This window comes from Streptomyces sp. SP18CS02 (assembly GCF_036322365.1).
Lineage (GTDB): Bacteria > Actinomycetota > Actinomycetes > Streptomycetales > Streptomycetaceae > Streptomyces.
The window spans coordinates 21520-34504 of the sequence record NZ_JAQYXC010000285.1; the positions used below are offsets into that span (position 1 = coordinate 21520).

8 protein-coding genes and 5 tRNA genes are annotated in these 12985 nt (G+C 71.7%); 5 read left to right on the forward strand and 8 right to left on the reverse strand.

Annotation, left to right across the window (positions count from 1 at the left end):
- Window positions 1–104: 104 nt before the first annotated feature.
- From PUR26_RS17050 to PUR26_RS17070, 5 genes are all read right to left on the reverse strand, one after another.
- Window positions 105–178, reverse strand: a tRNA-Met gene (locus tag PUR26_RS17050).
- 92 nt (window positions 179–270) lie between these two features.
- Window positions 271–343 (reverse strand) — tRNA-Lys (locus tag PUR26_RS17055).
- 387 nt (window positions 344–730) lie between these two features.
- Window positions 731–3094 (reverse strand): DEAD/DEAH box helicase, encoded by a 2364-nt coding sequence (locus PUR26_RS17060; RefSeq protein ID WP_329873250.1) that lies wholly within the window; start codon window positions 3092–3094, stop codon window positions 731–733.
- A 206-nt stretch (window positions 3095–3300) separates the two neighbouring features.
- Entirely contained in the window at window positions 3301–3873 is a 573-nt protein-coding gene (locus PUR26_RS17065; protein ID WP_329873251.1) for a hypothetical protein, read from the reverse strand.
- A gap of 233 nt (window positions 3874–4106) precedes the next feature.
- Window positions 4107–4457, reverse strand: a complete 351-nt coding sequence (locus tag PUR26_RS17070; protein WP_329873252.1) for a metallopeptidase family protein — start codon at window positions 4455–4457, stop codon at window positions 4107–4109.
- A 59-nt stretch (window positions 4458–4516) separates the two neighbouring features.
- Between PUR26_RS17070 and PUR26_RS17075 the strand changes: the two genes are divergently transcribed.
- The 4 genes from PUR26_RS17075 to PUR26_RS17090 all read left to right on the forward strand — a co-directional run bounded on the left by PUR26_RS17075 (window position 4517) and on the right by PUR26_RS17090 (window position 6555).
- Complete coding sequence (locus tag PUR26_RS17075) at window positions 4517–6157, forward strand: metallophosphoesterase family protein (protein ID WP_329873253.1); 1641 nt, start codon at window positions 4517–4519, stop codon at window positions 6155–6157.
- Between the two features lie 116 nt (window positions 6158–6273).
- Window positions 6274–6346 (forward strand) — tRNA-Glu (locus PUR26_RS17080).
- 38 nt (window positions 6347–6384) lie between these two features.
- A tRNA-Asp gene (locus PUR26_RS17085) sits at window positions 6385–6459 on the forward strand.
- Between the two features lie 22 nt (window positions 6460–6481).
- A tRNA-Phe gene (locus tag PUR26_RS17090) sits at window positions 6482–6555 on the forward strand.
- A 232-nt stretch (window positions 6556–6787) separates the two neighbouring features.
- Here PUR26_RS17090 and PUR26_RS17095 read toward each other — a convergent pair.
- The 3 genes from PUR26_RS17095 to PUR26_RS17105 all read right to left on the reverse strand — a co-directional run bounded on the left by PUR26_RS17095 (window position 6788) and on the right by PUR26_RS17105 (window position 8879).
- Entirely contained in the window at window positions 6788–7630 is an 843-nt protein-coding gene (locus PUR26_RS17095) for a cytochrome c biogenesis CcdA family protein (protein WP_329873254.1), read from the reverse strand.
- The gene (locus PUR26_RS17100) at window positions 7627–8436 is read right to left on the reverse strand and encodes a DsbA family protein (RefSeq protein ID WP_329873255.1); all 810 of its coding nucleotides are present in this window, start codon (window positions 8434–8436) and stop codon (window positions 7627–7629) included. Before PUR26_RS17100 ends, PUR26_RS17095 begins: the two co-directional genes overlap by 4 nt.
- A gap of 62 nt (window positions 8437–8498) precedes the next feature.
- Complete coding sequence (locus PUR26_RS17105) at window positions 8499–8879, reverse strand: hypothetical protein (protein ID WP_329873256.1); 381 nt, start codon at window positions 8877–8879, stop codon at window positions 8499–8501.
- A 105-nt stretch (window positions 8880–8984) separates the two neighbouring features.
- Between PUR26_RS17105 and hrpA the strand changes: the two genes are divergently transcribed.
- Window positions 8985–12947, forward strand: a complete 3963-nt coding sequence (gene hrpA, locus PUR26_RS17110; protein WP_329873257.1) for an ATP-dependent RNA helicase HrpA — start codon at window positions 8985–8987, stop codon at window positions 12945–12947.
- Window positions 12948–12985 lie beyond the last annotated feature (38 nt).

Here is a 12985-nt window from a genome sequence, read left to right on the forward strand (position 1 = left end):
TGGACATGACGAAGACCCAGGCATCACGAAGACCCGGACATGACGAAGACCCGGACATGACGAAGACCCGGCGCCTGAATCAGGCACCGGGTCTTCGTTTTCAGTAGCGGGGACAGGATTTGAACCTGCGACCTCTGGGTTATGAGCCCAGCGAGCTACCGAGCTGCTCCACCCCGCGTCGGTAAACACCATCCTACGCTATGAATCGGGGGCTCCCGACCGCCTCGACCGGTCATGACCTGTGCGGACGGCCGGGTGCCCCGTGACTCGTAGGCCCTGTGGGACTCGAACCCACAACCAACGGATTAAAAGTCCGCTGCTCTGCCAATTGAGCTAAGGGCCCTCGGCGAGTCATCCCCGAGCATAGCCCGCCAACGCCCGGGAGCCGATCGGGTATCGACTCCCGGGTGCGGCAAGATCCGCCGAGGGCGTGGATCCCCACCCGGCGACGGCCTGAAACCGGCCCGAACGGGTGCCCTCCCGGAAACACTGCGGACCACCTGTGCGCCGGTCGGCCCAGTGGCCATGAATGGGCGTCACCCCGTGTCCGTCAGCGGCGTGGTGGTCCGGCCGGGGCGTTGCCGACCGCCCTGTGCGCGATTTCCCACCCCTGTGCGCGATTTCCCACCCCTGTGCGCGCGACCGCCACAGCGCTCTGCCCGGGGAACGGGAACGGGCCCGTACGGCACCTCGCGGTGCTGTACGGGCCCGTTGGGCTCAGACGTTCGGGTCAGCCGTTGCGCTTCCAGCGGGGCTTGTCCTCGCGGCGCCCGAAGGAGCCGGTGTTCGACGAGCCGCGGTGGTCGTCGCGGCGGCCGAACGGACGGTCGTGGCCACCGGAACGGAAGCCGCCGCCGGCCGGACGGTCGTCACGGCGGTCACGGTTGAACGGACGGTCGCCGGCACCGCGGTGACCACCGGCGGGGCGGTCGTTGTCGCGGCGGAAGCCACCGGAGGAACGGTCGTCGCGGTTGAAGCCGCCGCGGTCGTTGTCCCGGCGGTCGTCACGACGGAAGCCACCGGAGGGACGGTCGTCCCGGCGGAAGCCGCTCGACGGACGGTCGTTGTCGCGGCGGAAACCACCGGACGGGCGGTCGTTGTCCCGGCGGAAACCACCGGACGGGCGGTCGTTGTCACGACGCTCGAAGGAACGCCCGCCACGGTCGTTGTCACGGCGGTCGTCGCGGTTGAAGCCGCCGCGGTCGTTGTCACGGCGGTCGTCACGACGGAAGCCACCGGAGGGACGGTCGTCCCGGCGGAAGCCGCTCGACGGACGGTCGTTGTCCCGGCGGAAACCACCGGACGGGCGGTCGTTGTCACGACGCTCGAAGGAACGGCCACCGCGGTCGTTGTCACGGCGGTCGTCACGACGGAACCCGCCCGAGGGACGGTCGTTGTCCCGGCGGTCGTCCCGGCGGAAGCCACCCGACGGGCGGTCGTCACGACGGTCGCCGCCACGGCGCTCGTAGTTGCCGCGCTCGTCGCGACGCTGCTCCTCGCGGCGCTCCACGGGCTGGGCCGGAATCGACACCGCGGCCTCGACCTCGGCCTCGGCGGCCTCCGTCACCTCGGCGACCGCGGCCTCCGGGTCGTCACCGCGCTCACGGGCGGCACGCGCCACCAGGCGGTCGGCCTCCTCGCGCAGCTCGCCGGCGCGGCGCTGGAGCCGCTCCAGCTCCTTGGTCAGGTCGGCGACCTCGCGCTCGGCCTGCTTGGCGGCGTTGTTCGCGGAGTCGGCCTGGACCTCGGTCAGCGAGCGGGCGCCGGTGATCTCGGCGACCTCCGGGTCGAACGCCCCGGCGCCGCCCACGATGTGACGCGAGGCGTCGACGCCCGCGTCCTCCATGAGGCGGAAGATCTGACGGCGCTGGTGCGGCAGGGCCAGGGAGACGACCGTGCCGGACTGGCCCGCACGGGCGGTACGGCCCGAACGGTGCAGGTAGTCCTTGTGGTCGCCGGCCGGGTCCACGTTCAGCACCAGGTCGATGCCGTCCACGTGGATACCGCGCGCGGCGACGTCGGTGGCGACGAGGGCGTTGACGTAGCCGTCCTTGAAGTCGGCCAGGGTGCGCGTACGCGCGCCCTGCGTCATGCCGCCGTGCAGGGCGTCCGCCTTGACGCCCGACTCGCGCAGCTGCTCCGCGATGCGGTCGGCGCCCAGCTGGGTGCGGACGAAGATGATCGTGCGGCCCTTGCGGGCGGCGATGGCGGCGGTGACCGGCGCCTTGTCCTTCGGCTTCACGACGAGCACGTGGTGCGTCATGGTCGTGACGTTGCCCTGGGCGCTGTCCACCTCGTGGCTGACCGGGTCGGTCAGGTAGCGCTTGACCAGGGTGCCGATCTCGTTCTCCATGGTCGCGGAGAAGAGCATGCGCTGGCCGCCGGCCGGGACCTGGTCGAGCAGCTCGGTGACCTCGGGCAGGAAGCCCAGGTCGGACATCTGGTCGGCCTCGTCGAGGACGGCGACCTGGACGTTCTCCAGGGAGCAGGCTCCCCGGTTGATGACGTCGCGCAGACGGCCCGGGGTGGCGACGAGGACGTCGACGCCGCGCTCCAGGGCGTAGATCTGGTTGCCCATGGACGTACCGCCGCAGACGACCTTCATCTTCAGGCCGAGGACGTCGCCGTACGGCTGGAGGGCGTCCGCGACCTGCATCGCGAGCTCACGGGTCGGGGTGAGGATGACCGCGCGGGGCTTCTTCTTCTCGGTGTGGCCGCCGGCCAGCGTGGCCAGGGTCGGCAGACCGAACGAGAGGGTCTTGCCGGAGCCGGTGCGGCCGCGGCCGAGGATGTCCTTGCCGGCCAGGGCGTCCGGGATGGTCGCCGCCTGGATCGGGAAGGGGGTGGTCACGCCGTTCTGCGCGAGCTTGCGGACGACACCCTCGGGCAGACCGAGGTCCGCGAAGGTGACGGTGGGCTCGGCGTCGGCCTCGTCGGCCTCGTCGGCCGCGATGATCTCGACGGCCTCGTCGGCGAGGGCCGCGACGGTCTCGTCGGCGACCGTGCCGGTGACCTCTACGGCCTCCGGCGTCTCGACGACGACGTTCTCGTCGTTCTCGGGCATGACGGCGTGGTCAGAACTGAAAATGGACATGCGAAATGCGAAACCTTCCGGAGTCTCGGCACGCGCCCGTCAACTCCGTGTTTCGCAATTCGACCGCCTCAATGCGGTCAGCCACGGCAAGGGAGAGTACGCGCCACACGCGGCGCTCTCGGTTACGGCGCCGGGCAAATGGGAAATGGGATCAAACGATCTACCACCATACGCACCCACCCCCACCCAACGCAAACCGGGCCTCGTCATGCGGGCGCGACCTGCGGTGATGCCATCGGCTCCGACCACTCCTGCGGGCCCCCCGGAGCCATCAGCGCCTCCGTCCGGGCGTCGGCCGGCGGCGAGGCGGACGGCGGGTCCGACGGCGGCGGGGTCGGCTCGGGCGGCGGCGTGGGGGTCGGGGTCGGCTCGGGCGGCGCGGGGGGTTCGGACGGCGGGTCCTCGCTCGGCGACGCCCCGCCGCCATGGGGGGCCGAGGGCCGCGGCGACGGCTCCGGCCGCTCCCCGGGCCGGCCCGACGAGGAGGGCGCCGGGACGGGCGCCGAGGACGCGCTGGGCGCCGGGGACACCCCGGCGGCGTGGTCCGCGCCGGACGCGCCGTCCGCGTCGTGCCCGCCGCCGACCTCGCGCAGGCCGCCCGGCACGCGGACACCGCCGTCCGGCTCGGCGGCGGCCGCGCCCGACGGGCCCCCGGACCTGAGCGGCACGGGCCGGGCACCGTCGTCGGTGACGCTCATGCAGCCGCTGAGGGAGCCGGCGGAGGCCGCGACCGCCAGCGCGGCGACGGCCCATCGGACAGGGGCGGACAACTGGCGCACGGGGCGCACCTCCACGGACGCGGGGACAGGGGTCTCCGTGCCCAACTCCCACGGCCCCACGGGGGACACGCCCTCACGCCCGCCCATCGGACCCGCCCGGAGAAGCCGTCGGAAGGGGCCCCGAAAAGGACTTGGAAAGGTCCCGGAACGTCCGCAGTGGGACCGGGAAGGACCGTGGAGGCCGGGAAGGACCGGTAGACCTGGTCCGTCACGGAATGTCCGCCGAAGCCCCGTCAGCCGTACCCCAGCTCGTGCAGCCGGGTGTCGTCGATCCCGAAGTGATGGGCGATCTCGTGCACGACGGTGATCTCCGTCTCGGCGACCACGTCCTCGCGCGACTCGCACATCCGCAGCGTCGGCCCCCGGTAGATGGTGATCCGGTCCGGCAGCACCCCCGCGTACCACTCGCCCCGGTCCGTCAGCGGAGTCCCCTCGTACAGACCGAGCAGCTCCGGATCGTCCGGCGAGGGCTCGTCCTCCACGAACACCGCGACGTTGTCCATCAGCCGCGTCAGCTCCGGCGGGATCCGGTCCAACGCCTCGGCGACCAGTTCCTCGAACTCCTCGCGTGTCATCTCCAGCACCCGGCCATTGTCCCGGATGGACGGGCTTAGCCGCCCGTCCGTACGGGCATACGGGACCAATGGCCCGACCCGCCGTCCGTGCCACGTACGCCCGCGTACTGCGCCACTACCGCTCCCAGCACACCGATCCGACATCCACCCTGGTCAACGCCCCGCACCCCTACGCCCGAGCGCTGGGCCTGGTCGCCGTCGTCCTGCTCGGCGCCTGGCTGGGCCTGCTGATCGTGGGGAACGTCCGTACGCCCGTTGGGCCCATGGACACCACCATGACCCTGCGCCCCTCCCTCAGCGGCGGGACCAAGATCAACGTCTCGCCGCTGGGTGCGCTGGAGCTCGACTCGCACGCCGCCCCCATCCGGCTCGACGTCGACGTCGACCGGCTCGATCCCGTCCGCTCGCAGGCGCTGGTCCAGCACCCCGAGCGCATCTCCGGCCTCCAGGAGGAGATCACCGGGGACGTCGCCGACGGCACGCGGGAGCTGGCCCTGCGCTCCTGCGTCGCCGTCGTCTCCGGCGCCACCGCGCTGGGCCTCGCCGTCTTCCGGCGCCCCCGCCGCGCGCTCGCCGCGGGCGGTCTCGCGCTGGCCCTGCTGGCCACCTCCGGCGCCTCCGCGTACCTCACCTGGAACCCGAAGTCCGTCCTGGAGCCGAAGTTCTCCGGCCTGCTCAGCAGCGCCCCCTCCGTGGTCGGCAACGCCCGCTCGATCGTGAGCGAGTTCGACGTCTACCAGAAGGAGTTGGCGCGGCTCGTCACCAACGTGACCAGGCTGTACGACGCGACCTCCACCCTTCCGACCTACCAGCCGGACCCGGGCACGATGCGGGTGCTGCACGTCTCGGACGTGCACCTGAACCCGGCCGCCTGGCACATCATCAGCTCTCTGGTGAAGCAGTACCGGATCGACGTGATCATCGACTCGGGCGACACCATGGACCACGGCAGCGCGGCGGAGAACGCCTTTCTGGACCCGATCCCCGACCTCGGCGCGCCCTACGTCTGGGTGCGGGGCAACCACGACTCGCGGGTCACCCAGGAGTACCTGTCCGGCCTCGACAACGTCCACGTCCTCGACGAGGGCAGCGCCGTGACCGTCCGGGGGCTGCGGGTGGCCGGCATGGGCGACCCGCAGTTCACCCCCGACCGCTCGGAGCAGGCCCAGGGTGACGACGCCGAACGCGCGGCGGGCGTCCGGCTCGCCGCCGCCCTGCGCGGCCAGCAGCGGGCGGGCACCCCCGTGGACATCGCGGTGGCCCACAACCCGGCGGCCGCCCGCGAGACGGACGGCGAGGTCCCCCTCGTCCTGGCCGGCCACGTCCACCGCCGCGACACGGAGGTCATGCCGAAGGGCACCCGCCTCAAGATCGAGGGCTCCACGGGCGGCGGCGGTCTGCGCGCCGTCCAGAACGAGGAGCCCGAGAAGGTCCGGGCGTCGGTCCTCTACCTGGACCGGGGCACCCGCCACCTCCAGGCCTGGGACGAGATCACGCTGGGCGGCCTGGGCCTGACGACCGCCGAGGTCAGCCGCCACCTCCCGGAGGACAACCTGCCGGGCGCCCCCACGCCGACACCCTCCCTGGGCGCCACCCCTTCCCCGTCCCTCGGCGCCACCGGCCCCCGCCCACCGGGCGGGACGCCGCCGACGGGCTCCGGCGGGCCCTCCGCGACGCCGCCCCGGGGCCCGTCGCCCCCGCCCCGGTGACGCCTTTCCGGGGGTGCCTCCCGGCTCCCCCGGAAAGCGTTTTGGCGATCGGTCCCGACATCCCATATGCTTCTCACGTCCCCGACGCGCTGCGAAGCGCCCACGGCGGGCCCTTAGCCCTCATCGTCTAGTGGCCCAGGACGCCGCCCTTTCAAGGCGGTAGCACGGGTTCGAATCCCGTTGGGGGCACGCTTTACCGTGTGCGAGACTTGTCTCGCACAACGTTTGGTCCTGTGGAGCAGTTTGGAGTGCTCGCCACCCTGTCAAGGTGGAGGCCGCGGGTTCAAATCCCGTCAGGACCGCTGTGGCTCGAAAGAGTCGCGTGGCTGGGTAGCTCAGTTGGTACGAGCGATCGCCTGAAAAGCGATAGGTCGCCGGTTCGACCCCGGCCCCAGCCACAAGGAATCCCCCCACCGATCCGTCGGCGGGGGGATTTTTGCGTTCCACCGGCGTACTCCTCCGGGTCTCCGCCGACCGCCTCTCTTCGTACGACTCCATCGGCCGCATCCGTCGCACGGCTCTGGTGGGCGAATCCACCCGCCGCCGAGGCGGCGGCAGGCGGCGTCCGGCCCGGTGGGCGGGGCGACGGGACCGGATCGGACCGGCCGCCCCGCTCGGCGGGCCGCCCGCTCACCCCTCCCCCGGGTGCTCCTGACGCCGTCGGCGCCGCTGCCCGCGGACGCCCAGCACCACCGCGACCACGGCGACCGCACCGCTCAGCAGCGCCCAGTCCGGGACCGCCCGCCCCAGCCCGGCAGCCCACTGCTCCACGGCGAACGAATCGTCGACCGTGAGGAGGCCGGGCAGGGCCGTCGTGCCGTCGAAGGCCAGGAAGAGCGCCCCGAGAACGATGAAGAACAGACCCGAGAGCAACGAGGTCGTATGCAGCTCGAACCGGCCGGCCCGCAGCGCGCGCCCCCGCAGCCAGCGGCGCCGCCCCAGGTCGTAGCGCTCCCAGAGCAGCGCGAGCAGGAACAGCGGCACGGCCATGCCCAGCGCGTACACCGCGAGCAGGAGGCCGCCGTAGGCCGGGCTGCCGCTCAGCGCCGCGACGGTCAGCACGCTGCCGAGGATCGGGCCCGCGCAGAACCCCGCCAGCCCGTAGACAAGGCCCAGGGCGTAGACCGAGAGGGCACTCGTCGGGCGGATGCGGCCGCTCGCCTCGGCGATCCGGCGCGGGGCGAAGCCCATGCCGAGGATCTGTGCGACACCGAGCCCGATGATCAGCCAGCCGCCCGCCGCGACCAGCGCGTCGCGGTGGCCGTAGAAGAGCCGCCCGGCGAAGGACCCCGCGGCGCCCAGCGGGACGAGGGTGGTGGCGAGCCCGGCGTAGAAGATCCCGGTACGGGCCAGCAGCCGGGCCGGGCTGTCGATCGAGTAAGCGAAGAACGCCGGGAGCAGCAGGGCGCTGCACGGGCTGAGCAGTGCGAGCAGGCCCCCGAGGAAGGCGGCCAGATAGCCGATGTCCGTCACCGGCCGGTCCCGTCCTGCTGCTCGCCCCGGGTGGCGTCCGTCCCGTCCCGCTGCCCGTCCTGCTTGCCGTCCCGGGTGCCGTTCTTCGCCGCGGCCTTCGCCCCGGCCGCCGCGTCGATCGCGGACGTGAACGTCTCCATGGGCTGCGCACCCGCGATGGGCCTGCCGTTGATCAGGAACGAGGGGGTGGAGGTGGCGCCCAGGGAGTAGCCCTGTTCCTGGTCCTCGCGCACGGCCTGCCGCGCGGCGTCGCTGTCGGAGTCACGGGTGAAACGCCCGAGGTCGGCGACGCCCGCCTCACGGGCGAGCTCGGTCAGCCGCTCCTTGCCGAAGCCCTTCTCCTTGGCTCCCTGGGCGTACGCGGCCTTGTGGAACTGCCAGAACCGGCCCTGCCGGCCCGCCGCCCAGGAGGCGCGCGCGGCGGCCTCGGACTCCTCACCGAAGATCGGGAAGTTGCGCCATTCGATGCGCAGGGTGCCCTCGTCGACGTACTTCTCGATGAGCGCGGGCTCGGTGTCGCGCGCGAACTTCGCGCAGTAGCCGCACTTGAAGTCGGCGTACTCGATCAGGACGACGGGCGCGTCGGCGCGCCCCACCGCGAGCGGGTCCCCGGCGTCGCGCCGGGCGTACTTCTCCAGCTCCGGATAGACCCCGTCCTGGGGATCGGCGGAGGTCTCGGCCACCGAGGAGGACGAGGAGGACGAGCCGGGGCCGGCGGGCTTGGTGGCGGTGTACGAGACGACGCCGAGCAGCGCGGCGGCGGCGACGACACCGGCGCCGACGAGATAGGACCTGGTCCTGGGCATGGGGGAACTCCTGAGCGCGTGGAAAGGTGACCGGCGGTACGGGGGAGGTACGGCGCCGGGAGCTATACGCGCAGGATCGAGAGATCCACCGGAGAGGGCGCTGCGAGCGGCGGTGGAGCCCGCTCCGGCCGGACGTCCACGATCGTCCCGTCCGGAGCCCACGCGCCGCTCGCGACACGCGCGTCGTACAGCGCGGGCAGCAGCTCGCAGCTGGTCGCGGAGCGCGGCGGGGCCGCCGGACGGAGCCCGCCCGCTTCGGACGAGGAGTCCTCTCCGCACCCGGGCGGCTGGCCCTGGCCGACGGCGGTGACGACGGGCGGCGCGCCCGGGGTGTGGACGGTCAAAGTGCCCTGGCCGGGCCGCAGGAACAGGGCGATCACCAGGCCCACCAGCACGAACGCGGCCGTGGCGGCACGGCGCCACCCGTTGCCGGGCATCAGCATGGGCACCGCCTTCCGGGCTCGTTTCCGTGATCGTCCATGTGCCGGAAATGGTACGGGGAAATCGGTTCGCCACTCCGGAGCCCAGGGTGAGATCCTGGATCAGGTATGTCTACTTCCTTCGCCGACCTCCAGACCCTGCTGGCCCAGGTCTCGCTGCGTGACGCGCAGCGGCTGGGCCGCCGTCTCGAAGGCGCCCGCCGCATCCGCAAGCCCGAGGCCCAGCGGGCCGTGCTGGACGAGATCGCCGCCGAGGCCGGGAAGGCCGCCGCCCGGACGGCCGAGCGGGCGTCCCGGGTGCCCGAGATCACGTACCCCGAGCAGCTGCCGGTCAGCCAGAAGCGCGACGAGATCCTGGAGGCGATACGTGACCACCAGGTCGTGATCGTCGCCGGTGAGACCGGCTCCGGCAAGACGACGCAGATCCCCAAGATCTGTCTGGAGCTGGGACGCGGCGTCCGGGGGATGATCGGGCACACCCAGCCGCGGCGGATCGCGGCCCGGACGGTCGCCGAACGGGTCGCCGACGAACTGCGGACGCCGCTGGGCGAGGCGGTCGGATGGAAGGTCCGCTTCACCGATCAGGTGGGCGGCGACACCTTCGTCAAGCTGATGACGGACGGCATCCTGCTCGCCGAGATCCAGACCGACCGCGAGCTGCGGGCCTACGACACGATCATCATCGACGAGGCCCACGAGCGGTCCCTCAACATCGACTTCCTGCTCGGCTATCTGGCCCAGCTGCTCCCCAGGCGCCCCGACCTCAAGGTCGTGATCACCTCCGCGACCATCGACCCGGAGCGCTTCTCCCGCCACTTCGGCGACGCCCCGATCGTCGAGGTCTCCGGCCGGACCTACCCGGTCGAGGTCCGCTACCGCCCGCTCCTGGAGGAGGACGGCGACGAGAGCGACCGCGACCAGATCACGGCGATCTGCGACGCGGTCGAGGAGCTCCAGGGCGAGGGCAAGGGAGACATCCTCGTCTTCCTCTCCGGTGAGCGCGAGATCCGCGACACCGCGGACGCGCTCGCCAAGAAGCAGTACAGGTTCACCGAGGTGCTGCCGCTCTACGCCCGGCTCTCGCACGCCGAGCAGCACCGGGTCTTCCAGCGGCCCGACGCGGGCACGGTGCGCCGGATCGTCCTCGCCACGAACGTCGCCGAGACCTCGCTGACCGTCCCGGGCATCAAGTACGTGATCGACCCGGGCACCGCCCGCATCTCCCGCTACAGCCACCGCACCAAGGTCCAGCGCCTGCCGATCGAGCGGATCAGCCAGGCCAGCGCCAACCAGCGCAAGGGCCGCTGCGGCCGTACGTCGGACGGCATCTGCATCCGGCTGTACGACGAGGACGACTTCCTCGCCCGTCCCGAGTTCACGGACGCCGAGATCCTGCGCACCAACCTGGCGTCCGTCATCCTCCAGATGACCGCGGCCGGCCTCGGGGACATCGAGAAGTTCCCCTTCATCGACCCGCCGGACCACCGCAACATCCGCGACGGCGTGCAGCTCCTCCAGGAGCTGGGGGCGATCGACCCCACGCAGAAGGACCCGAAGAAGCGGCTGACCCAGCAGGGCCGCAAGCTCGCGCAGCTGCCGGTCGACCCGCGGCTGGCGCGCATGGTCCTGGAGGCCGACCGGAACGGGTGCGTGCGCGAGGTCATGGTCATCGCGGCCGCGCTGTCCATCCAGGACCCGCGCGAGCGCCCCTCCGACAAGCAGGCGCAGGCCGACCAGATGCACGCCCGCTTCAAGGACGAGACCTCCGACTTCCTCGCCTTCCTCAATCTGTGGCGCTACGTCCGGGAGCAGCAGAAGGAGCGGGGCTCCTCCAGCTTCCGCCGGATGTGCAAGCAGGAGTACCTGAACTTCCTGCGCATTCGCGAATGGCAGGACATCTATTCGCAGCTGCGCACGGTCGCCAAGCAGATGGGCATCGCCCTCAACGAGGACGACGCGCCCGAGCAGTCCGTCCACGTCTCGCTGCTCGCCGGCCTGCTGTCCCACATCGGGATGAAGGACGTGAAGGAGGCCGGCCGGGAGGGCGGCGCGAAGACCACGTCGAAGAACGAGTACCTGGGTGCCCGCAGCGCCAAGTTCGCGGTCTTCCCCGGTTCGGCGCTCTTCAAGAAGCCGCCGCGCTTCATCATGTCGGCCGAGCTCGTCGAGACGTCCCGCCTGTGGGCGCGGGTCAACGCGCGGATCGAGCCCGAGTGGATCGAGCCGCTGGCCGGGCACCTGCTCAAGCGCACGTACTCGGAGCCGCACTGGGAGAAGGACCAGGCGGCGGTGATGGCGTACGAGAAGGTCACCCTGTACGGCGTGCCGATCGTCGCCCAGCGGAAGGTGAACTACGGGCGGATCGACCCGGAGACGAGCCGGGAGCTGTTCATCCGCAACGCGCTCGTCGAGGGCGACTGGCGTACGCACCACAAGTTCTTCACGGCCAACCGCAGGCTGCTCACCGAGGTCGAGGAGCTGGAGCACCGGGCCCGCCGCCGCGACATCCTGGTGGACGACGAGACCCTGTTCGACTTCTACGACCAGCGGGTGCCCGAGCACGTGGTGTCGGGGGCGCACTTCGACTCCTGGTGGAAGCACAAACAGCGGGAAGAGCCTGAGCTGCTCGACTTCGAGCGCGAGATGCTCATCAACGAGAAGGCCGGGGCGGTCACCAAGGACGACTACCCGGACTCCTGGCGCCAGGGCCGCCTCAAGTTCCGCGTCACGTACCAGTTCGAGCCGGGCGCCGACGCGGACGGCGTCACCGTCCACATCCCCCTCCAGGTGCTGAACCAGGTCACGGACGAGGGCTTCGACTGGCAGATCCCTGGCCTGCGCGAGGAGGTGGTGGTCGAGCTGATCCGCTCGCTGCCCAAGCCCGTCCGTCGCCACTACGTCCCGGCGCCGAACTACGCGAAGGCGTTCCTGGAGCGGGCCGTGCCCCTCCAGGAGCCGCTGCCGGCGACCCTGGCCCGCGAGCTCCAGCGCATGGTCGGTGTCCCCGTCGCCGCCGACGACTTCGACCTGACGCGGATCCCGGACCATCTGAAGATCACCTTCCGGATCGTTGACGAGCGGCGCAGGAAGCTCGCCGAGAACAAGGACCTGGAGGCGCTGAAGCTCGCACTGCGCCCCAAGGCCCGTCAGGCCCTCTCCAAGGCCGCCGCGGAGTCCTCCGGGCCGTCGGGCGGGTCCGTCGAGCGCACGGGGCTGACCGACTGGACGATCGGCACGCTGAGCCGGGTCTTCGAGACCCGCCGGGCGGGCCAGCCCGTCAAGGCGTATCCGGCCCTGGTGGACGCGGGCGAGACCGTCTCCGTGCGCCTCTTCGACACCGAGGCAGAACAGGCCCGGGCGATGTGGCGGGGCACCCGCAGGCTGATCATGCTGAACATCCCGGTGAATCCGGCCAAGTTCGCGTCGGACAAGCTGACGAACCAGCAGAAGCTGGCCCTCTCCCGCAATCCGCACGGCTCCGTCCAGGCCCTCTTCGACGACTGCGCGACCGCCGCGGCGGACAAGCTCATCGCCGATCACGGCGGCCCCGCCTGGGACGAGGAGTCGTTCCGGAAGCTGTACGACAAGGTCCGCGCCGACCTCGTGGACACGACGGTACGCACGGTGGACCAGGTGCAGCAGATCCTGGCCGCCTGGCAGGCCTGCGAGCGCCGCCTGAAGGCCACGAACAGCCTCACCCTCCTCGACAACGTCCAGGACGTACGGGAGCAGCTGGCGGCCCTCATGCCGGCGGGCTTCGTCACGGCGACCGGCCTGCGGCGCCTGCCGGACCTGATGCGTTATCTGGTGGCGGCCGACAGAAGGCTCCAGCAGATGCCGACCTCGGTGCAGCGCGACACCACGCGCATGGAGAAGGTCCACGAGATGCAGGACGAGTACGCGTGGCTGCTGGAGCAGATGCCGCAGGGCCGGCCGGTGCCGCAACACGTCCTGGACATCCGCTGGATGATCGAGGAGCTGCGGGTGAGCTACTTCGCCCACGCCCTGGGCACGGCCCAGCCGGTCTCCGACAAGCGCATCGTGAAGGCGATCGACGCGGCGGCGCCGTAGTGGGCCGCGGTGGGGGGCCCGTCGCCCCGGGTGAGGTC

Excerpts from the sequence above, each read along its gene's own strand:
- PUR26_RS17060 (WP_329873250.1), bottom strand. The coding sequence starts at position 3,094 with ATGTCCATTTTCAGTTCTGACCACGCCGTCATGCCCGAGAACGACGAG.
- PUR26_RS17075 (WP_329873253.1), top strand. The coding sequence starts at position 4,517 with ATGGCCCGACCCGCCGTCCGTGCCACGTACGCCCGCGTACTGCGCCAC.
- PUR26_RS17100 (WP_329873255.1), bottom strand. The coding sequence starts at position 8,436 with ATGCCCAGGACCAGGTCCTATCTCGTCGGCGCCGGTGTCGTCGCCGCC.
- PUR26_RS17105 (WP_329873256.1), bottom strand. The coding sequence starts at position 8,879 with ATGCTGATGCCCGGCAACGGGTGGCGCCGTGCCGCCACGGCCGCGTTC.
- hrpA (WP_329873257.1), top strand. The coding sequence starts at position 8,985 with ATGTCTACTTCCTTCGCCGACCTCCAGACCCTGCTGGCCCAGGTCTCG.